General features: G+C 62.9%; 19 protein-coding genes. 17 read left to right on the top strand and 2 right to left on the bottom strand.

Features of this window, described 5'->3' with window-relative positions; genetic code table 11:
- The first annotated feature begins 94 nt into the window (after positions 1-94).
- From DEH80_RS01455 to DEH80_RS01445, 3 genes are all read left to right on the top strand, one after another.
- A complete protein-coding gene (locus tag DEH80_RS01455) occupies positions 95-3,358 on the top strand; it encodes an SNF2-related protein (protein WP_109718690.1) in 3,264 nt (1,087 codons plus the stop codon).
- 114 nt (positions 3,359-3,472) lie between these two features.
- Positions 3,473-3,763 carry a type II toxin-antitoxin system RelE/ParE family toxin gene (locus DEH80_RS01450; protein ID WP_109718689.1) on the top strand — a complete coding sequence of 97 codons (291 nt, stop codon included), beginning with the start codon at positions 3,473-3,475 and terminating at the stop codon, positions 3,761-3,763.
- A gap of 16 nt (positions 3,764-3,779) precedes the next feature.
- Entirely contained in the window at positions 3,780-4,070 is a 291-nt protein-coding gene (locus DEH80_RS01445; RefSeq protein WP_109718688.1) for a HigA family addiction module antitoxin, read from the top strand.
- A gap of 248 nt (positions 4,071-4,318) precedes the next feature.
- On the opposite strand, the gene mnmG is transcribed toward DEH80_RS01445, so the two are convergent.
- Positions 4,319-6,184, bottom strand: coding sequence for a tRNA uridine-5-carboxymethylaminomethyl(34) synthesis enzyme MnmG (gene mnmG, locus DEH80_RS01440; protein WP_109718687.1), 1,866 nt, complete (start codon positions 6,182-6,184; stop codon positions 4,319-4,321).
- Positions 6,181-7,563, bottom strand: coding sequence for a DUF945 family protein (locus DEH80_RS01435; protein WP_109718686.1), 1,383 nt, complete (start codon positions 7,561-7,563; stop codon positions 6,181-6,183). The genes mnmG and DEH80_RS01435 overlap by 4 nt, the downstream gene beginning before the upstream one ends.
- A gap of 97 nt (positions 7,564-7,660) precedes the next feature.
- On the opposite strand from DEH80_RS01435, the gene DEH80_RS01430 reads away from it, so the two are divergent.
- The 14 genes from DEH80_RS01430 (at position 7,661) to DEH80_RS01365 (ending at position 19,468) form a co-directional block, all read left to right on the top strand.
- Entirely contained in the window at positions 7,661-8,131 is a 471-nt protein-coding gene (locus DEH80_RS01430; protein ID WP_109718685.1) for an ATP-dependent zinc protease family protein, read from the top strand.
- Complete coding sequence (gene rimK / locus DEH80_RS01425) at positions 8,128-9,033, top strand: 30S ribosomal protein S6--L-glutamate ligase (protein WP_109718684.1); 906 nt, start codon at positions 8,128-8,130, stop codon at positions 9,031-9,033. Before DEH80_RS01430 ends, rimK begins: the two co-directional genes overlap by 4 nt.
- Before the next feature lie 31 nt (positions 9,034-9,064).
- Positions 9,065-9,970 (top strand): lipid kinase, encoded by a 906-nt coding sequence (locus tag DEH80_RS01420; RefSeq protein ID WP_165831228.1) that lies wholly within the window; start codon positions 9,065-9,067, stop codon positions 9,968-9,970.
- Entirely contained in the window at positions 9,963-10,403 is a 441-nt protein-coding gene (locus tag DEH80_RS01415; RefSeq protein ID WP_165831227.1) for a ferritin family protein, read from the top strand. The genes DEH80_RS01420 and DEH80_RS01415 overlap by 8 nt, the downstream gene beginning before the upstream one ends.
- On the top strand, positions 10,375-11,430 hold the full coding sequence (locus tag DEH80_RS01410) for a succinylglutamate desuccinylase/aspartoacylase family protein (RefSeq protein WP_438938284.1): 1,056 nt from the start codon (positions 10,375-10,377) through the stop codon (positions 11,428-11,430). The genes DEH80_RS01415 and DEH80_RS01410 overlap by 29 nt, the downstream gene beginning before the upstream one ends.
- 225 nt (positions 11,431-11,655) lie before the next feature.
- Positions 11,656-13,014 carry a Na(+)-translocating NADH-quinone reductase subunit A gene (locus tag DEH80_RS01405; protein WP_243412722.1) on the top strand — a complete coding sequence of 453 codons (1,359 nt, stop codon included), beginning with the start codon at positions 11,656-11,658 and terminating at the stop codon, positions 13,012-13,014.
- Positions 13,014-14,225: an NADH:ubiquinone reductase (Na(+)-transporting) subunit B gene (locus tag DEH80_RS01400; protein WP_109718679.1), complete on the top strand. Its 1,212-nt coding sequence runs from the start codon at positions 13,014-13,016 to the stop codon at positions 14,223-14,225. The genes DEH80_RS01405 and DEH80_RS01400 overlap by 1 nt, the downstream gene beginning before the upstream one ends.
- Positions 14,226-14,235: 10 nt before the next feature.
- Positions 14,236-15,021 (top strand): Na(+)-translocating NADH-quinone reductase subunit C, encoded by a 786-nt coding sequence (locus DEH80_RS01395; protein WP_207774375.1) that lies wholly within the window; start codon positions 14,236-14,238, stop codon positions 15,019-15,021.
- A gap of 9 nt (positions 15,022-15,030) precedes the next feature.
- Positions 15,031-15,696, top strand: a complete 666-nt coding sequence (locus DEH80_RS01390; RefSeq protein ID WP_109718677.1) for an NADH:ubiquinone reductase (Na(+)-transporting) subunit D — start codon at positions 15,031-15,033, stop codon at positions 15,694-15,696.
- Complete coding sequence (nqrE, locus tag DEH80_RS01385; protein ID WP_109718676.1) at positions 15,696-16,304, top strand: NADH:ubiquinone reductase (Na(+)-transporting) subunit E; 609 nt, start codon at positions 15,696-15,698, stop codon at positions 16,302-16,304. Before DEH80_RS01390 ends, nqrE begins: the two co-directional genes overlap by 1 nt.
- Positions 16,305-16,369: 65 nt before the next feature.
- Positions 16,370-17,587, top strand: coding sequence for an NADH:ubiquinone reductase (Na(+)-transporting) subunit F (gene nqrF / locus DEH80_RS01380; protein ID WP_109718675.1), 1,218 nt, complete (start codon positions 16,370-16,372; stop codon positions 17,585-17,587).
- Between the two features lie 69 nt (positions 17,588-17,656).
- The gene (gene nqrM / locus DEH80_RS01375) at positions 17,657-17,860 is read left to right on the top strand and encodes a (Na+)-NQR maturation NqrM (protein WP_109718674.1); all 204 of its coding nucleotides are present in this window, start codon (positions 17,657-17,659) and stop codon (positions 17,858-17,860) included.
- A 39-nt stretch (positions 17,861-17,899) separates the two neighbouring features.
- A complete protein-coding gene (locus DEH80_RS01370) occupies positions 17,900-18,307 on the top strand; it encodes a CBS domain-containing protein (RefSeq protein ID WP_109718673.1) in 408 nt (135 codons plus the stop codon).
- Positions 18,308-18,556: 249 nt separating this feature from the next.
- Complete coding sequence (locus DEH80_RS01365; protein WP_109718672.1) at positions 18,557-19,468, top strand: tetratricopeptide repeat protein; 912 nt, start codon at positions 18,557-18,559, stop codon at positions 19,466-19,468.
- Positions 19,469-19,472 lie beyond the last annotated feature (4 nt).

Genomic DNA, 19,472 nt, shown 5'->3' with positions numbered 1-19,472 from the left:
GGATGAGGGTTCTTGTAGAAACCGTGGTCTGGCCCGTTTTTCACGTTTCACTATTTCAAGCGCAGCGCGTGTCTTGATGCCGGTGGCCTGAGCAATGCCGCGTCGCCGTGATACCGAAAGCCTGGACCTGTTCGCCGACGCCCAGGCTCGATACGAAGACAAGCAGCTGCGCCACGCGCCACCGGACCAGCGGCGCTTCCCCACCAATCTGGGCGACTACCGCGTGGCGCAGCCGGTGGAGGCCGATCTGCTGGAATCCGCCTCACCGCTGCTGGTGACCGGCTACGCCGCACTGGATCGCTTCATCGTCTTCTGTGGCCAGGTGCGTGCGCAGCAGGTGCGCGTGCTGTTCGGGCACGAACCGTTCGTTCATGGCAGCCGCTCGTTCCGGCTCGACGGCCAGGATTTTCCGCGCGAAGTGGAGGCCTACTGGCTGGAGCAGCACATCTCGCTGATGCATTCGGCGGCGCTGATTCATGCCATCGAGCTGCTCGAAACCGGCCGCGTTCAGGCCCGGTTCGTGGGTGGCGGGCGGCGCATGCACGCGAAGATCTACGTCGGTGAGCGGGCGGCCAGTGTCGGATCAAGCAATTTCACCGATCCGGGCATGAGTTCGCAGTACGAGGCCAACGCCCGCTTCGAGCGGGCCGAGCAGCCCAAGCGATATGAGGAATTGCAGAGGCTGGCTGAGAGTTACTGGAGCCTGGGCCGAGACTACAACGCAGATCTGCTTGCGTTATTGCACAAGCTGTTGCGCTTCGTGAGCTGGCAGGAGGCATTGGCTCGGGCGGCAGCGGAACTGCTAGAGGGCGAGTGGGCGGCAGACTATCTGCGCGACGACTACCTCAGCGATGCCGACAGTCTCTGGCCGTCGCAGCGGCAGGGCATCGCACAGGCACTGGCGGTGGTTTCCAACCACGACAGCGTGCTGATCGCCGACGCCACCGGTGCCGGCAAGACCCGCATGGGGGCCTATCTGATTGGTGCACTTCGCGACCAGATCACGCGGCGCGGGCGCATGCGAAGTCGCGCCAACACGGTCATGGTATGCCCGCCAGCGGTGATGCAGAACTGGGAGCGGGAGAAGCGTGCCGCCAATATCGACATGGAAGTCTACTCCCATGGTGGCCTCAGCCATCAGTCCAGCCACGGGCATGAACTCAAGGTCGAGGCGCTGCGGCGCGCGCAAATCCTGTGTGTAGATGAGGGCCACAATTTCCTCAACCTGGCGACCAAGCGCACGCAGCTGTTGCTGCGCAACATGGCCGATCACGTGGTGATGCTGACCGCCACTCCGATCAATCGCAGCGTGACCGATTTACTGCGTATTGCCGACATGCTGGGCGCCGACAACCTGGAGCCGTCCACGCTGGAAGCCTTCGACAAGATGCTGGGTGCACGCCGGCTGTCGCGGACCTTGTCGGAGGAGGAGACGCGGTTACTCCGAGACGAGATTCGCAAGTTCACGGTGCGGCGCACCAAGGCGATGCTCAATACGCTGATTGAACGCGATCCAGACTGCTATCGGGATCAAGGCGGACGGCGCTGCCGGTTTCCGCGCCATCGGGCACGGGTCTACCGCCTGGACGAACCGCAATCCGATCGGGCCTTAGCGCTGCGGGTACGGGAACTGAGCAGCCAGTTGCACGGTGTGACCCATTTCGAGCGACCGATTGAGTTGCCGAAGGGCTTGAAGCGCCTCGGCGTGACCGAAGATCATTATCTGAACGGGCGCCTGCACGGGGCGTGCAAGTTGGTGCAGTACCTGATTCTTTCGTCGCTGCGCTCGTCGCGTGCGGCATTGATCGAACACATCGAGGGAACAGAGGCCGCGGTGTCTGCGTTCGGGCTCTCCGGCTTCCGAAAGAAGACGCCGGGAGGCAACATTCTGGCTCGGCTGGCCAAGCAGGCCGGAAAGCTGCCGAATAACAAGCTGAGCATCGCGTTGCCGGATTGGCTCAGCGATGCGCGGGCGCATCGGCGGGCCTGTGAACAGGATGCGGCGATCTATCGGGAAATCGCGGCGTGCTGCCGCGAGATGTCGGATGCGCGTGAGAAGCGTAAGGCCGCGCAATTGCTGGTGAACGTGCGCCATCATTCTCTGATTCTGGCGTTTGATTCGCGCCCGATCACGCTGGCCGTGATCCGCAAGTTACTCGGCAAGGTGCGCGGCTTCGAGACCTTGATGGGCTGGGGCGAAGCGGAGCGCGAACGCGCCGAACTAATGCAGCGCTTCGCGCCCGGTTCGGATGCGCGCAACGTGATCGGCCTGTGCTCCGACAGCCTTTCCGAAGGGGTCAACCTTCAGCGCGCCTCGGCGCTGGTCCACCTGGACATGCCGACGGTGGTTCGAATCGCCGAGCAGCGTGCGGGCCGCGTGGATCGCCTGGATACGGCACATGAGGAAATAGAGGTGTGGTGGCCTGATGACGCACCGGAGTTTGCGCTGGCAGCCGACGAGAAGTTCGTGCAGCGCTACGAAACCGTGGACAGTCTGCTTGGCGCGAACATGCCGTTGCCCGAGCACCTTCGCGATGAGACGCCGCGGGTCCGGGTCGAATCGATGATCGAGGAATACGAACAGGCAGCAACCCAGCCCTGGGATGGGCTGGATGATGCGTTTGCTCCGGCCCGCATGCTGATCAGCGGTGAATCGGCGCTGGTCGATGCACAAACCTATGCGCACTACCGGCACGTCAGTGAGCGCGTTATGTCACGCGTCAGCCTCGTGGGCGCAAAGCGCCCGTGGGCATTTTTCTGTATCACCGCCGGTGCGTTCGCCGCACCTCGATGGATTTTGCTGCCCAGCTACAACGCCGCCGCCGTGACGGAGCTGTTGGATGTCGCCAATGGATTACGAAAGCGGTTGGGGCCCGAGGTGGTGTCACTTTCCGATCACGAGGCCGGAGCCGAGGAGTTGCAGCGGTTCATCCGTCGCCTCGTGCTCGTGGAACGGGAGCTGCTGTCGCGCAAGAAGCAACGGGCTCTGGCGGAGATGGCGTGGTGCCTGAAGCACTTGCGGGCGCGTGCCGCTGAGCAGCAGCGACAACTGGCCGTGGACGTCGTGGATGCGCTGATTCGATTGCTTGATTCGCCGGCGCCGGACGCGCAGCCCGACTGGGACGAACTGGCAACCCGCTGGCTGGACTTGATTCGCCCGGTCTGGTTTTCACAACTCGAAGCGCCGCGTCGCACTCGCCCGCTTTTGTTGAAGGATCTGCGCGGCGCGCTGACGGAGCGAGCCGACTGGTTGGAGAGGGAAGTGATGCAGCATTTTGACGAGATCCCGGTGATGCAGGGGCTGGATCGGCGCATCCGTGCCTGCATCGTCGGCGTGCCAGGTGGCGACTCTTCGTAAACGCCACGCTGTGCTGTACGGCCGCAGTGTCCTGTTCAGTTACATGCGTCTTTCCACCAAACTGATCCCGCCCTTGCTATTGCACGAATGTCGTGTATCCGTTAATGTCGGAGCATGATCCAGTCATTCGGAGATCGGGCAACTGAAGATCTGTTCCACGGCAAGAACAGTGCCCGAGCACGGCGGATTCCAGCGAGCATCGTTGATGCCGCCCTGCTCAAGCTCGATCTGTTGAATGCTGCGGTATCCCTGAACGATTTGCGTTCACCTCCGGGTAATCGGCTTGAAGCACTTCGCGGCGATCTCGCAGGATTTCACAGCATCCGCATTAACGCACAGTGGCGCATCGTGTTTCGGTGGCTCGGATCGAACTGTAGCGAAGTCCGAATCGCTGATTATCATTGATGTTGAGAGGTCAATCATGATTCCTTCAAACCGCCAAGCAACCCATCCTGGAGTGATTTTGCTCAAGGAATTTCTGGAGCCAATGGGGCAGACGCAACGCGCTTTGGCAGATCACCTCGGCATCCCCATACAGCGCATCAATCAAATTGTTCGTGGGAAACGCGGGGTTACTCCAGAAACGGCGTGGCTGCTGTCGGAAGCACTGAACACATCCCCGGAGTTCTGGCTGAACCTTCAGGCTAACCACGATCTATCGGCCACACGGCCATCCCAGCATATCCAGCCACTCGAAAAAGTAGCCGTATAACAACTCATTGCAGCCTGCCCAGCTTCGCTGGGCAGGCCGAATTCGGACGTTATGTTTCCTATTTATTTAAGGAAATCAGCAGGAATCGAGCGCACTGCGGTCCTTTCGTCAGCCTTTGTTGTGCTTTCGCGCTACTTCTTGCCCGATTCTCAACTACTCCAGAGCCGATCCCGGCGGACCCAGCGTAAGCTCCCCCGAATCAACGACAGTTCAAGCGTAGAGTTTCCGGCGCCATCCCGGACAACGGATCAGGCCGCCGATTCTCCCGACACGCGATATCCGCTTTTCTTCAGGTGTACGGCCAGGATCGAGATTGCCGCCGGGGTGATGCCGGGCAGGCGTGAGGCGCGGCCGAGGGTGTCGGGGCGGGCTTCGTTGAGGCGTTGCTGGACTTCGATGGACAGGCCGTGGACTTGTGCGTAGTCGAGGTCATCCGGTAACGGCGTGTGGTCGAGTTCCCGCTGGCGGTTGATTTGGCTTTCCTGCCGGTCGATGTAGCCGGCGTATTTGGCCTGGATTTCGACCTGTTCGGCGACATCTTCTGCAGCGTTGCCGTCACCGATGCATTCGGCGATGCCTGCGTGGGTGATTTCCGGGCGGCGTAGCAGTTCCAGCGCGTGGACCCCCTGGGTGAGCGACCAGTCGGCAGGGGCGGCGTCGGGACGCACCAGCGTGGTGGCCAGACGCCGGTGTTCTGTTTCGATGGCTGCGCGCTTGGCGTCGAAGTGTTGCCAGCGGTTGTCGTCGACCAAGCCTAGCTCGCGGCCGGTTGGGGTCAGGCGCAGGTCGGCGTTGTCTTCACGCAGCAGCAGCCGATGCTCGGCGCGGGAGGTGAACATGCGGTAGGGCTCCAGCACGCCGCGGGTCACCAGGTCGTCCACCAGCACGCCGATGTAGGCCTCACTGCGGGTCGGCACCCAGGGCGCTTGGTCCGCCACGGCACGGGCGGCGTTGAGGCCGGCGAGCAAACCCTGGGCAGCGGCTTCTTCGTAGCCGGTCGTGCCGTTGATCTGGCCGGCGAAATACAGGCCGGGCACATGTTTGGTCTCCAGTGTGGCCTTGAGCTCGCGCGGGTCGAAGTAATCGTATTCGATGGCGTAGCCGGGGCGGGTGATATGCGCCTGTTCGAAGCCTTCGATGGAATGCACCAGCGCCACCTGCACGTCATAAGGCAGGCTGGTGGAGATGCCGTTGGGGTAGATCTCCGTCGTGTTGAGGCCTTCCGGCTCGATGAAGATCTGGTGCGAATCCTTGTCGGAAAAACGCACAACCTTGTCTTCCACCGAGGGGCAGTAGCGCGGGCCCACACCCTCGATTCGGCCGGCATACATGGGCGAGCGGTCGAGGCCGCCACGGATGATGTCGTGGGTTTGGGCGTTGGTCCGGGTGATGTGGCAATGAACCTGGCGCGGGTGCTGGTCGCGGCTGCCGAGGAATGAGAACACCGGACGCGGGTCATCACCCGGCTGTTCTTGCAGACGTGAGTAATCGATGCTGCGACCGTCAATGCGCGGCGGCGTGCCGGTTTTGAGACGGCCGACGGTGAACGGCAGTTCGCGCAGCTTGGCGGCCAGACGGTTGGACGGCGCATCGCCGGCGCGGCCGCCTTCGGATTGCTGCTCGCCGACATGAATCTTGCCGGCCAGGAAGGTGCCGACCGTGAGCACCACGGCGCGGGCATGAAAACGCAGCCCGCCTTCGGTCTCGACACCGGCGACATGCTCTCCCTCGAAGAGCAAATCGGCGACCGGCTGCTGGAACAGCGACAGGTTCTCCTGCCGCTCGAGCGCCTCGCGCACGAAGTAGCGGTAGAGCATGCGGTCGGCCTGGGCGCGGGTGGCGCGCACGGCCGGGCCCTTGCGGGCATTGAGACGGCGGAAGTGGATACCTGCGGCGTCGGCGGCGCGGGCCATGACGCCGCCCAGCGCATCGATCTCCTTCACCAAGTGGCCCTTACCGATGCCGCCGATGGCCGGGTTGCAGCTCATCTGGCCGAGGCTGTCGATGCTGTGGGTCACCAGCAGCGTGCGTCGACCCATGCGTGCGGCGGCCAGCGCGGCCTCGGTGCCGGCGTGGCCGCCACCAACAACGATGACATCGAATGCCGTGTTCACGAGTCGATCTCCAGGGAACCCATGTCCAGCAAGACCATGAGCGCGGCCCATTGTTCATTCTCGATGCCGTTGATCCACAGGCGGCCTTGCTTGTACTCGAGATTCACGGCGATCTGGTCATCTGGCGTGCGCTGCAGAATGTTGTCTTCGATCAGGCCGGGCATCTGGGCGGAGGCCAGGTCCGGACGGTCGCTCATGTCCATCCACTGTCGGGCCAGGGGTTCGTCGACCACGATATCGGCCTCACCCTCCAGGCGGCGTAGCAGCTTGCCCAACGTGAGTCGGCCGTCGACGGCGCCAGGCAGAACCTGCAGCTTGCCGTCGGCGGCCGCCACGCCGCGGTCGGTGACCAGGCGCAGGTCGTTAAAGGTGATTTCCGGGCCTGGGTGCAGCAGCGCCGGGCCGTACTGCATCAGCAGGCCGGCAATCGCCAACCGGGCCTCGGGCGAGGGCGCTTCGCCGCGAATCACCGGCCGCAGGGCATTGCGAATACGCACCAACGTGGCGGCGTCGAGGCGATCGAAGCGAATATTGCCGCGGCTGGCGCCCACGGTTTGTTGTGGGGTGGCCAGCCGGTCGAGCGTGAGGTTCAGGTCGCCCGAAATCAGCCCGTCACGCAGTCGCGTGGAGGCGCCCAGGCGCAGGGCATCGAGCGCGTAGCGGGCGTCTTCTTCCGGGGCCAGAAAGCGGATGCGATCCAGCTGGCCGGACCAATCGCCCAGCAGCAACTCGCCTTCGCGCGAGCCGCTGAAATCTACGCTAATGCCCTTGAGTAAGGCTTGCCGGCCCTGCTGGCCGGTGGCTTCCAGGCGCGGCATTTCAAAATGGGTGGTCAGGTCGCTGGCACCCCGATGGTCAATCACGCCTAGCAGGCCCTCTGAGGCCAAGCTGAACTGTTCGCTGTCGGCTTGCAGGGTTTGCCCTGATGCCGGCATTTCCAGGCGCGTGCTGCTGCTGCCGGTCAGATACACCTTGGTGAAGGCCTTGAGCGGTGGCAGGCCGGGTTCGATGCGGCCGGCACGGAACAGCGGTGCGGGGTCGATGGTGGACTGGATCACCCCGCCCAGCAGGCGGTTCTGGCCACCCAAGGCCTCGGTGGCGCCAAACGGGATTGGGCCGTGGGTGAGCTGGGTCTGCATCTGCAGCACCGGGCAGGGCGGGGTGTCACAAAGACTGGGTGTGAGCGACAGCTCGACATGCGCGGTGGAAGAGAACCAGCCCCGGTGGTAGCGCTCCGAGCGAACCTGAAACGCCCAGTCGGGAATCCACTGCTCCAGGCCTTCGTAATACGCATCCGCCATCACGCCACCGAAGTACACGGGCGACACGCCCAGCAGGGCGAAGAGGACGGCAATGCCGAGTGCAATGGTGGCGCGCATAAGACGGTTGTCGGCGGGGCAGTCCTGAATTATACGGTGCGCATCGCTTCACCGAAGCGCCCTTCGGTTTTCTGGCCTGCCTGTTAGCATCGGGACAATGAGTAAGGAGACTCTGGACAATCAGGACATCTCGCTACGGGTGGGCTGGCGCGAATGGGTTGGCCTGCCTGAACTGGGCATCGCCCATATCAAGGCCAAGGTCGATACCGGCGCGCGCACATCGGCCCTGCATGCGTTCTCGGTCGAGATTCTCGACGGGGATGATGGACGCTACGCACGGTTTGGCGTGCATCCTCAGCAGGACTCGGATCGCGAGTGCTGGTGCCAGGCCCCGGTCATCGACGAGCGCGTGGTCACCGATTCCGGTGGGCATCGCGAAAATCGCCCCGTGATTCTGACCCCGGTGCGCGTCGGTCAGCTGGTCTGGCCCATCGAAATGACGCTGACGGACCGGGATACGATGTTGTTCCGCATGTTGTTGGGCCGCACGGCGCTGCGTGGCCGCGCCCTGGTCGATCCTGCGGCCTCCTATCTCAGCGCACCCCCACCCGAGGAGACGCCGACTTGAAGATCGTCATTCTGTCCCGCAACCCCAAGCTGTATTCGACCCGGAAGATGGTGGAGGCCGGCCGGGCGCGCGGCCACGATGTGCGGGTGATCGACCCGCTGCGCTGCTACATGAAGATCGTGTCGCACTCGCCGGAGATCCACTACAAGGGCGAGAAGGTCGAAAACGTTGATGCCGTGATCCCGCGCATCGGCGCGTCGATCACGTTCTACGGTACGGCCGTGCTGCGGCAGTTCGAGATCATGGGCACCTACCCGGTGAACGAGTCCGTGGCGATTACGCGTGCCCGCGACAAGCTGCGTGCCCATCAGCTGCTGGCACGGCGCGGTATCGGCATGCCGGTGACCGGTTTTGCGCATTCGCCGGATGACACCGAAGACCTGATGAACATCGTTGGCGGTGCGCCGATGGTGATCAAGCTGCTGGAAGGCACCCAGGGCGTGGGCGTGGTGCTGACCGAAACCGAAAAGGCAGCCGAGAGTGTGATCGACGCCTTTCGTGGGCTGAACGTTTATTTCCTGGCCCAGGAGTTCATCAAGGAGGCGGGCGGTTCGGATATTCGATGCCTGGTCATCGGCGACAAGGTGGTCGCGTCGATGAAACGTCAGGGCAAGGAAGGCGAGTTCCGCTCCAATCTGCATCGTGGCGGCTCGGCGACGTCTATCCGGATCACGCCGGAAGAGCGGTCCACCGCCGTTCGTGCGGCCAAGATCATGGGGCTGAACGTGGCGGGCGTGGACATCCTGCGCTCCAATCACGGGCCGGTGGTGATGGAGGTGAACTCCTCGCCGGGTCTGGAAGGTATCGAAACCACCACCGGCAAGGACATCGCTGGCCAGATCATCGAATTCATCGAGAAAAACCATAAGCCGGGCAAGACGCGCACGCGGGGTGCCGGCTAGATGTCGCAATGGCTGTTGAGAGGCTTTGACCTTGGCTGAACGCCGAGCGCTGCTGCTGCTCAATCCCAATGCGCGCAACGGTGACCAGGATGTCGACGCAGCGCTGCAGCGGTTGCGCGACGCCGGGCTTACACTCATCGAGCTGGACCCCGATGGGCCCGACGATGTGCCGTCCTGCATTCGCCGCCATGCCTATGATGCAGAGCTGCTCATCGCTGGCGGCGGCGACGGCACGATGAATTCGGTGGCCGAAGCCCTCATGGATACGGATCTGACGCTGGGCGTGCTCCCGCTGGGGACGGCCAACGACCTGGCCCGCAGCCTCGGCATTCCGGACGATTTGGAAGCCGCCGCAGCCATTATTGCCGAGGGCCGGACCGTTCGGATCGATGTGAGCGAGGTCAACGGGCGTCCGTTCTTCAATGTTGCGCATGTCGGGATTGCCGCCGAGATTCCGCGCAACACCAGCCAGGTGGAGAAGCGCTACTTCGGCCCCCTGAGCTATCTGCTCGCGGCTATCCGCACCTGGCGCAGCCATCGCAGCTTTAACGCCAGGGTTCAGTTGGATGGCCGGCCGCAGCGGCTGCGCTGCACCCAGTTGTCGGTGGGCAACGGCCGGCATTTCGGTGGCGGCATGGTGATTGACGCCGATGCCCGTCTCGACAGTGGTCAGCTGGTGTTATCGAGCTGGAAGCTGCGTTCGTTTTGGCGGCTGGTGCTGATTGGTCTGGCCATGCGACGCGGGCAGCACCGCTACTTTAGCGAGGTCTTGCAGGCCTCGGCATCGGCGATAGAAATCGACACCGACGTCCCGCTCCGGCTCACCGCCGACGGCGAGGAGTTTGGTCATACGCCGGCGACGTTCCGGTTACATCCGGCGCGGGTTGCGGTCAGAGTGGCTCAGGATGATGCAGGAGCAGCACATGTTGATGGATGAACGTCTGGTGGCCCTGAATACGGTGTTGGGTCACTGCAGAGAGTTGGCCGAGCTGTATGGCGGTGATCGCATGGCCGTGGATGCGCAGAGCAAGGCGCTGTTTGACGATTGCGCTCGGGCGCATGACCGCTTTGCCGATGAACTGGCAACCGAAATTCGTCGCCAGGGCGACCTGCCGGCCGAAGAAGACCCCGAACGGCTGGGTGTCGAGCGGCTGGTGGCCGACGTGAAGAGCTTCTTCTCGCCGCGCCGCGAAGCGTCGCTGGCCGAGACCTTCGCGGAGATTGAATCCCGGCTGGATCAGGCCTTGGGTGCGGCGCGGGCCCAGGTGGATGCGCCGATGGACCAGCTATTGGCCCAGCACCAGGCCGCGGTGCGGCGGCATCTGGACGCGCTGAAGCAGATTGGTGACGAGCAGGGCGCGAATGACTGATTTGCTGGAGATTCACGACCAGCAGATTGCCCCCGGCGAGAGCCGGACCGTCGACCTGCCGGTGGCCCAGCTTTATACCGACGCACCCATGACCATGCCCGTGCGGGTGCTGCGCGGGCGCAAGCCGGGACCAACGCTGTTTCTCTCGGCGGCCATTCATGGCGATGAGCTTAACGGCGTGGAGATCATCCGCCGCGTGCTGCGCCTGCCGGGGTTGAAGTCGCTACGCGGTACGCTGCTGGCAGTGCCGGTGGTCAATGTGCATGGTTTTCTGCGGCATTCGCGCTACCTGCCCGACCGTCGTGATCTGAACCGCAGCTTTCCCGGCAGTGAGACCGGCTCGGTTGCGGCGCGGCTGGCGCATCTGTTTCTGGAAGAGGTTGTAGCCCGCTCCGATGTGGGGATCGACCTGCACACCGGCGCCATCCACCGCCCGAACTATCCGCAGATTCGGGCCAACCTCTCCAATCCCGAAACCGCCAATCTGGCGCGGGCCTTTGGCGCGCCGTTGATTCTCGACTCGCCGCCGGTGGAAGGCACGCTGCGCGACTACACCACGCAACGGGACATCCCGGTGCTGCTGTACGAGTCCGGCGAGGCCTTGCGCTTTGATGAGACGGCCATTCGCATCGGCGTGGCCGGGGTGCGCAGTGTCATGCGTGAACTGGGCATGCTGCCGCCCTCGCGGTCGCCGCGCCGGCGGGCGCAGAAGCAGCCCATCGTCGCCGACAGCAGCCACTGGGTGCGCGCGCCACGCTCCGGCGTGTTGCGCACACTGGTTCCGTTGGGCGCCTGGGTGGAGCCCGGTCAGGCACTGGCTGTGGTGGCCGATCCTTTCGGTGAGAGCGAAACCACGCTGAATGCGCCGCGCCCCGGCGTGGTCATTGGTCGGCTGTGCCTGCCGTTGGTCCACGAGGGTGATGCGGTCATGCATGTCGCGCGGATTAACGGTGCGCGCGAGGGCGAGCCGCTGTCGGGGTCTGTGGCCGAGATGGAAGGCCTGCCGCCGGAGCCGCGAATCGTCTGATTCGATGGGCGGCGTCAGCCGGCCCTTCATGCAGGTTTGATGGACAACCCCTGCAAAGGCCGGGGTCGGCGGTGATATACTCCCGCGTCGCTCGACACGCCGCGCGATCGCTGTGTGCGGGGCAACTCTTGATTCTGCGTCTTTGACGCCGCCACGGTCCGCCAGCCAGTCATGCGCCGAACTCACTTTGCGCGCGGGCTAGGCCGACACACGCCGGGAAAACACGTGACACGACACTTCAAACTCAAGAAAGGGTTGGATCTTCCCATCGACGGGGCACCTGAGCAGGTGATCCATGACGGGCCCGAGATCCAGCGCGTCGCCGTGATTGGCCATGACTACGTCGGGATGAAGCCGACGATGCTCGTGACCGAAGGCGAGACCGTCGCCTGCGGACAGCCGCTGTTCGAGGACAAGAAAAATCCAGGCGTGCTGTTCACCGCGCCTGCCGGCGGGGTGGTTGAGGCCATCAACCGCGGCAACAAGCGTGTGCTGCAGTCGGTGGTGATTCGCATCGAAGGCAATGATGCCGTCGAGTTCAATGCGTATTCCGCGGCTGAGCTGGGGACGCTGGAAGGTGACGCCGTGCGTGACCAGCTGGTGCAGTCCGGGCTTTGGACGGCGTTTCGCACGCGGCCGTACAGCAAGTCGCCAGCCGTTGGCTCGTCGCCACGTTCGATTTTTGTTACCGCCATGGATTCCAATCCGCTGGCGGCTGACCCGGCAGTCATCATTGCCGAGCAGTCCGAAGCCTTTAATAACGGCTTGGCCGTGCTCAAGCGCCTGACGGATGGCCCGGTCTTCGTCTGCCAGCGTCCTGGCGTGACGCTGCCGCATTCCGACGATGCGCAGGTGCAGACCGCGACCTTTGAAGGGCCGCATCCGTCCGGATTGCCGGGCACGCATATTCACTACTTGGACCCGGCGGGTGTTGGCCGCACGGTCTGGCATGTGGGCTACCAGGATGTCATTGCCATCGGCAAGCTGTTCACCGAGGGGCGTCTATACACCGATCGCGTCGTGGCCATTGCCGGCCCACCGGTTGCCAAGCCGCGTCTGATTCGCACGCGCCTGGGTGCCTGCGTCGAAGCCATCATCGAACCGGAAACCATCGAGGATGTGGACTGCCGCCCGATTAGTGGCTCCGTCTGGAATGGTCGCCGGGCCAGCGGCTGGGCCGCCTATCTGGGGCGCTTCCATACGCAGATCACCTTTGTGGCCGAGGCCCGCAAGCGCCAGCTGTTCGGCTGGGTGCGCCCGGGTGGCGACAAGTTCTCGGTAATGAACGTGTTCTTCTCGGCGCTGCAGCGCGGTTCGCGGCGTTTCGCGTTTTCCACCGCCGAGAACGGCAGCCCGCGCGCCATGGTGCCGATTGGCAACTACGAGAAGGTGATGCCGCTGGATGTGCTGGCCACCCAGCTGCTGCGCGCCATTGTCGTGCGCGACACCGATTCGGCCCAGCAACTCGGCTGCCTGGAGCTGGACGAGGAGGATCTGGCGCTTTGCTCGTTCGTCTGCGTCGGCAAGTACGACTTTGGTCCGCATCTGCGGGCCAGCCTGGAACAGATTGAGGTGGAAGGCTGATGCGCGAGTTTCTGGACAAGATGCACCCGCTCTTTGCCAAGGGCGGGAAGTTCGAGAAGTACTACGCCGTCTACGAGATGGTGGACACGTTCTTCTACTCGCCGGGTGATCTCACCCGGGGCGCGCCGCACGTCAAGGACGGCATCGACCTGAAGCGGGTGATGATCTACGTGTGGTTGGCCGTGCTGCCCTGCGCCGCCTTCGGTGCCTGGAACATTGGCTACCAGGCCAACACCGCCATGGCCAATCTGGGCGTGGAAACCATCCCCGGCTGGCGCGGTTCGTTGATCCACCTGTTTGCCGGCACCGATCCGACGAGCCTGTGGGACAACTTCTGGCACGGGCTTTGGTATTTCCTGCCGATCTACATCGTGACGTTCGTGTCCGGTGGTGTCTGCGAGGTGATCTTCGCGGCGATCCGCAACCACGAGGTTAACGAGGGCTTCTTCGTCACCTCGATTCTGTACGCCTTGATCCTGCCGGCGACAACGCCGCTGTGGATGGTGTCACTGGGCATTATTTTCGGTGTGGTGATCGGCAAGGAAGTCTTTGGCGGCACCGGCAAGAACTTCCTGAACCCGGCGCTGACCGGACGCGCGTTCCTGTATTTCGCCTATCCCGCTGCGCTGTCGGGTGATGCGGTCTGGACGGCGGTGGATGGTTTCTCCGGCGCCACGCCGCTGGGCCTGGCGGCCACGGGTGGTCTGGAAGCCCTGGCAGCCAACGGGATTACCTGGATGGATGCCTTCATCGGCACGATCCAGGGTTCGGTGGGCTCGACCTCGGCGCTGCTGTGCATCGTCGGTGGCGGGTTCCTGATGCTGACCGGCGTGGCCAACTGGCGGATTCCCGCCGGTGTTGCGGTGGGTATGGTGCTGACCGCCTGGCTGTTCAATGCCATCGGTGGCGAGAACCCGATGATGGCCGTCACTCCGGCCTGGCACTTCGTGCTCGGTGGTATGGCCTTCGGCATGTTCTTCATGGCCACCGATCCCGTGTCGGCATCGCATACCAACACCGGCCGCTGGATTTTCGGTGCGCTCATCGGTTTCATGACCGTGCTGATTCGTGTGGTCAACCCGGCGTTCCCGGAAGGCATCATGCTCGCCATCCTGTTCGCCAACATCTTCGCGCCACTGATCGACTATGGCGTTATGCAGGCCAACATCCGTCGCCGGCTTCGCCGCACGGCTGTGGCCGACGCCGCCTGAGGACCCAGCAATGCCCGGTTTGATGCAACAAGGTAAGGACAGCACCGTCGGCACGATTGTGGTCGCGCTGGCCGTGTGTCTGGTCTGTTCCGTGATCGTGTCGTTTGCAGCGGTGACGCTGCGGCCGATTCAGGACACGAACAAGACGCAGGATTTCAAGCGCAACATCCTGTCGGTGGTCGGCATGCTGGATCCGTCACGGCCGATCGATGAGCAGTTCTCGGCTTTCGAGACGCGGGTGATCAACTTCGACACCGGCGAGTACGCCCCGGAGATGAACACCGAGGAGTTCGACCAACGCAAGTCCTCTAAGGATCCGGAGCTGTCGATCAACCTGACGGCCGAGCAGGACATGGCCGACATCAAGCGTCGTGAGAACTACGGTCAGGTCTTCCTGGTCCGCAACGACGACGATTCGATCCGGTTCATGGTGCTGCCGGTGCGTGGCTACGGCCTTTGGTCGACCCTTTACGGGTTCCTGGCGCTGGAAGGAGACGGCAAGACCATCGTCGGCCTGTCGTTCTACGAGCATGCCGAAACCCCGGGGCTGGGCGGTGAAGTCGACAATCCCAAGTGGAAGGCGCAGTGGCGCGGCAAGCTGGCCTACGGGCCCGAGTGGGAGCCGCGAGCCACCGTGGTCAAGGGTGCGGTTGACCCCACCAGCGAGAACGCCAAGTACCAGGTCGACGGCCTGTCGGGCGCCACGCTGACCAGTCGCGGTGTCGCCAATCTCGTTCAGTTCTGGCTGTCGGAAGACGGCTACAAGCCCTTCATCCAGCGCGTCGCAGACGCTTGAGGTCACATCATGGCTGAAGAATCTCCGAAAAAAGCTCTTCTCGATCCGCTGCTGGATAACAACCCGATTGCGCTGCAGATTCTTGGAATCTGCTCTGCGCTGGCGGTGACCAGCAATCTGGTGACCTCTCTGATCATGTGCCTGGCCCTGACCAGCGTCGTGGCCTGTTCCAACGCCTCGATCAGCATGATTCGCAATCAGATCCCGTCGTCGATCCGCATTATCGTGCAGATGACGATCATCGCCTCGTTGGTAATCGTGGTGGATCAGATTCTCAAGGCCTATGCCTTCGAGATCAGCAAGCAGCTGTCGGTGTTTGTTGGACTGATCATTACCAACTGCATCGTCATGGGCCGCGCCGAAGCCTTTGCCATGAAGAACCCGCCAGGCGTGTCCTTCCTGGATGGTCTGGGGAACGGGCTGGGTTACTCGTTGATCCTGATCGTGGTCGGCACCATTCGCGAGCTGTTCGGTTCCGGCTCGCTGCTGGGCTACCAGATTCTTCCGCTGGCCACTGAAGGTGGCTGGTACGAGGCCAACGGCATGATGCTGTTGCCGCCCAGCGCGTTTTTCATTATTGGCATCTTCATCTGGATTCTGCGGAGCAAGAAGACCGAGCAGGTCGAGCACCCGGATTATCAGATTCATGAAGTTCACCGCACGGAGGTCGTGTGATGACCGACCTGATCAACATTTTCATCAAGGCGGTTTTCGTCGAGAACCTCGCACTGTCCTTCTTCTTGGGCATGTGCACCTTCCTGGCCGTGTCCAAGAAGATCTCGACGGCGATTGGTCTGGGTGCCGCCGTGGTCGCGGTGCAGACGATTACCGTGCCGCTGAACAACCTGATCTATCAGTTCCTGCTCAAGGAAGGCGCATTGGCCTGGGCGGGTCTGCCGGAGGTGGATCTGTCGTTCCTGGGCCTGATCAGCTACATCGGCGTGATTGCGGCCTCGGTGCAGATTCTGGAGATGACGCTCGATAAGTTCGTGCCGGCGCTTTACAACGCCCTCGGGATCTTCCTCCCGTTGATTACAGTGAACTGCGCCATTCTGGGCGGCAGCCTGTTCATGGTGGAACGCGACTACAACTTCGCCGAGTCTGTGACCTACGGGCTGGGTTCTGGTGTCGGTTGGGCATTGGCCATCACGGCGCTGGCCGGCGTGCGCGAAAAGCTGAAGTACTCCGATGTACCGGATGGCCTGCAGGGCCTGGGCATCACGTTCATTACCACGGGTCTGATGGCGCTGGGTTTCATGGCGTTCTCGGGCATCCAGCTTTAAGCGCCATCACGCAACAATCGCGGGCGGGTCGATAAGGCCGGTTCGCCGCAGGTAGAGGTAACACCATGGTTGAAATCGGACTCGGAGTCGGACTGTTCACCGCCGTCGTGCTGTTCCTGGTGATGGTGATTCTGTTCGCCAAGTCGAAGCTCGTCGCATCGGGCACGGTCAATATCGAGATCAATGGCGAGAAGACCGTTCAGGCCCCGGTGGGCGGCAAGTTGCTGGGCGCGCTGGCAGACAATCAGCTGTTCGTCGGCTCGGCCTGTGGCGGCGGTGGCACCTGCGCGCAGTGCCGCGTGAAGGTGATGGAAGGTGGCGGCTCGATCCTGCCGACCGAGGAATCGCACATCACCAAGCGTGAGGCCCGCGACGGTGATCGCCTGTCCTGCCAGGTGACCGTTAAGCAGGACATGAAGATCCAGGTCCCGGACGAGGTGTTCGGGGTCAAGCAGTGGCGGGCCAAGGTCCGGTCCAACCACAACGTGGCCACGTTCATTAAGGAACTGGTGCTGGAGCTGCCGGAAGGCGAGAACGTCGACTTCCGCGCCGGTGGTTACATCCAGATCGAAGCCCCGCCGCACACGGTGCATTACAAGGACTTCGAGGTGGAAGAGCGTTTCCACGAAGACTGGGATCGCTTTAACCAGTGGCAGTACACCTCAACGGTGAAGGAGCCGGTGATTCGCGCGTATTCCATGGCGAACTACCCGGAAGAGCGCGGCATCATCATGCTCAACGTGCGTATCGCTTCGCCGCCTCCGGGCAAGGATTACCCGCCGGGCCAGATGAGTTCGTACATCTTCAGCCTCAAGCCAGGCGATGAGGTGACGATCTCCGGTCCATTCGGTGAATTCTTCGCTCGCGAGACCGAGAACGAAATGGTCTTCGTCGGTGGCGGTGCCGGTATGGCGCCCATGCGCAGCCATATCTTTGACCAGCTCAAGCGTCTTGGCAGCAACCGCAAGATGAGCTTCTGGTACGGCGCCCGCTCCAAGCGCGAGATGTTCTACGTCGATCATTTCGACAAGCTGGCCGAAGAGAACGATAACTTCGAATGGCATGTGGCCCTGTCCGACCCCAAACCGGAAGACAACTGGGAGGGTTACACCGGGTTCATCCATCAGGTCCTGCACGACAACTACCTGAAGGATCACCCGGCGCCGGAAGATTGCGAGTACTACCTCTGCGGACCACCGATGATGAATGCTGCGGTCATCGACATGCTGGAGAACCTCGGTGTCGAGCGTTCGAACATCATGTTGGACGATTTCGGCGGTTAGTACGGAACGTCCATACTCAGGGCTGTCCGAACCGTTACAGTCCTCCGAATTCAGGCAGGAGCAAGCTTCATGGCAATGTTTATCGTCACTTTCGTGATCATGTCGGCCGTCGTCGCCGCCATGTCGGTTGGCGTGATGGCCAAGCGCGACCCCATCAAGGGCTCCTGCGGCGGTCTGAACAAGATCGACGGCATCGACTGCGCCTGCAAGACCAAGTGTGAGGCCGAGTTCAGCGCGCCGGCCCACGATGCATCACGGGCCTATCGGGCTTAGACTGCGAATATCGGACCACGACGAGGCAAGGGGAGGCGGATGCTGCACTCGATCAAGGCCAAGGACTACATGACGGCGAATCTGGTGACCCTGTCACCCGATACCAGCGTCATGGAAGCCATCCGCATTCTCCTGGACAAGGGGATTTCGGGCGCACCGGTTGTCGACAAAATGGGTCGTCTGGTTGGCCTGTTGTCTGAGAAAGACTGCATGCGCGTGGCAACGCACGCCGGGTACTACGGCGAGGCTGGCGGCAAGGTGTCGGAGTTTATGAGCCCTGACGTCATCACCGTGGAAGGCGACACCAGCGTCATCGAGATCGCCAAGATGTTCATGGAAAAGCCGTTCAAACGGTATCCGGTGATGGATGACAACCGTCTCATCGGTTCCATCTCCCGCCGTGACGTGCTGAAGGCGATTCTCGCGATTCACGAGCACGTCTGGTAGCCCGCACGTCCGCGGCCTGCGTGCGCAATCATGGGCTCACGCGTGCCGCATGCCTGCCGATGTTCGGCAGCGCACTCCCCGGTGGCGGTTTGAACCAGTTCAGCTGATGGATTCTTCGTGAAGCGCGGCTCTGTTTTGCTCTGCGCCGTACTGGGTGGCGGCTTGCTGCTTTGGTGGTGGTGGCCCGAGCCTCAGCCCGAGCAAGTGCCGACAGCGCCGGCAGTGACTGCCGCGCCCCCGACTGCGCCGATGGCTCCCCCCGCCAAGCTGCTGGCGCATTCACCCAATGGATCTGATCCGCAGCTGGGGAATCAGCTGCCTGCGAAGCGGGACCGTGTCGCGGATATTCCCGAATCGGTTGCTGGCGACCCTTTGCCGGACACCTACCTGCGCATGCAGCAAACCTTCGCGCGTTACCGGCTGAATCCCGAGCTTTGCGCGGACTGGCTGCCGCGGCTGGAGGGTCTGACCCGGACGCTCACCGAAGGCTCACGGCCCTGGCATCAGTCGCTGCGCCGACAGGCCGAATGCCTCGTCATGCTGGGCCGCCCGGCGGATGCCGAGCGGGCGCTGCATCAGGCGCGTGCCCGCCACCCGGATGATGCAGCGCTGCAAACGACGCTGGCACGCGTGCTGTTCCTGCAGCAGGATGCCGAGGGCGCGTGGCTGGCGCTGTCGCCGCTGCTCGATACGGTGATGGACGCCGATACCCTGGATCTGCTCGCGCAGATCGAAACGCTGCGCGCCACTGACGAGCGCTTCCAGCTTGATCCGGCCGACAACCGCAGACGCCTGCAACGTGCCGAGTCCGCCCTGCGCCGCCTGGTGGCCGAGCAAACGGGCGAAGCGCGGGTCCGGGCTCAATTGCGCCTGGCCGAGAACCTGTCACTGCAAGGGCAAGCCCAATCGGCGCTGACGGCCGTCCAAGACGCGCAGCGTGCCTACGATGAACTGCAAATGGGCGGTGAGGATGTCGCGCCCATGCAGGCGGCGTTGATGTTCGCGCTGGGCGAAACCCATTACCTGGCCGGCGATGTGGATGTCGGGCTGGCGTACATGCAGCAAGCCATTCTGAGTACCGCCGATGCCCAGGAACGTCAGACACTGGAGCAACGGCTGCGCAGCATCGACACCCGCGCCGAGCAGGTGCTCGGTGGCTGATGCC

Origin of the sequence: Abyssibacter profundi, from assembly GCF_003151135.1 — a bacterium.
GTDB lineage: Bacteria > Pseudomonadota > Gammaproteobacteria > Nevskiales > OUC007 > Abyssibacter > Abyssibacter profundi.
The sequence above is the reverse complement of the archived record's forward strand: the minus strand, read 5'-3'. Positions and strand labels throughout refer to the sequence as shown.

What these genes read in the sequence shown, in the direction of transcription:
- DEH80_RS01455 (WP_109718690.1), top strand. Translation starts at nt 95, where the DNA reads ATGCCGCGTCGCCGTGATACCGAAAGCCTGGACCTGTTCGCCGACGCC.
- DEH80_RS01450 (WP_109718689.1), top strand. Translation starts at nt 3,473, where the DNA reads ATGATCCAGTCATTCGGAGATCGGGCAACTGAAGATCTGTTCCACGGC.
- DEH80_RS01445 (WP_109718688.1), top strand. Translation starts at nt 3,780, where the DNA reads ATGATTCCTTCAAACCGCCAAGCAACCCATCCTGGAGTGATTTTGCTC.
- DEH80_RS01435 (WP_109718686.1), bottom strand. Translation starts at nt 7,563, where the DNA reads ATGCGCGCCACCATTGCACTCGGCATTGCCGTCCTCTTCGCCCTGCTG.
- DEH80_RS01430 (WP_109718685.1), top strand. Translation starts at nt 7,661, where the DNA reads ATGAGTAAGGAGACTCTGGACAATCAGGACATCTCGCTACGGGTGGGC.
- DEH80_RS01415 (WP_165831227.1), top strand. Translation starts at nt 9,963, where the DNA reads ATGGATGAACGTCTGGTGGCCCTGAATACGGTGTTGGGTCACTGCAGA.
- DEH80_RS01400 (WP_109718679.1), top strand. Translation starts at nt 13,014, where the DNA reads ATGCGCGAGTTTCTGGACAAGATGCACCCGCTCTTTGCCAAGGGCGGG.
- DEH80_RS01395 (WP_207774375.1), top strand. Translation starts at nt 14,236, where the DNA reads ATGCCCGGTTTGATGCAACAAGGTAAGGACAGCACCGTCGGCACGATT.
- DEH80_RS01390 (WP_109718677.1), top strand. Translation starts at nt 15,031, where the DNA reads ATGGCTGAAGAATCTCCGAAAAAAGCTCTTCTCGATCCGCTGCTGGAT.
- nqrE (WP_109718676.1), top strand. Translation starts at nt 15,696, where the DNA reads ATGACCGACCTGATCAACATTTTCATCAAGGCGGTTTTCGTCGAGAAC.
- nqrF (WP_109718675.1), top strand. Translation starts at nt 16,370, where the DNA reads ATGGTTGAAATCGGACTCGGAGTCGGACTGTTCACCGCCGTCGTGCTG.
- nqrM (WP_109718674.1), top strand. Translation starts at nt 17,657, where the DNA reads ATGGCAATGTTTATCGTCACTTTCGTGATCATGTCGGCCGTCGTCGCC.
- DEH80_RS01370 (WP_109718673.1), top strand. Translation starts at nt 17,900, where the DNA reads ATGCTGCACTCGATCAAGGCCAAGGACTACATGACGGCGAATCTGGTG.
- DEH80_RS01365 (WP_109718672.1), top strand. Translation starts at nt 18,557, where the DNA reads ATGGCTCCCCCCGCCAAGCTGCTGGCGCATTCACCCAATGGATCTGAT.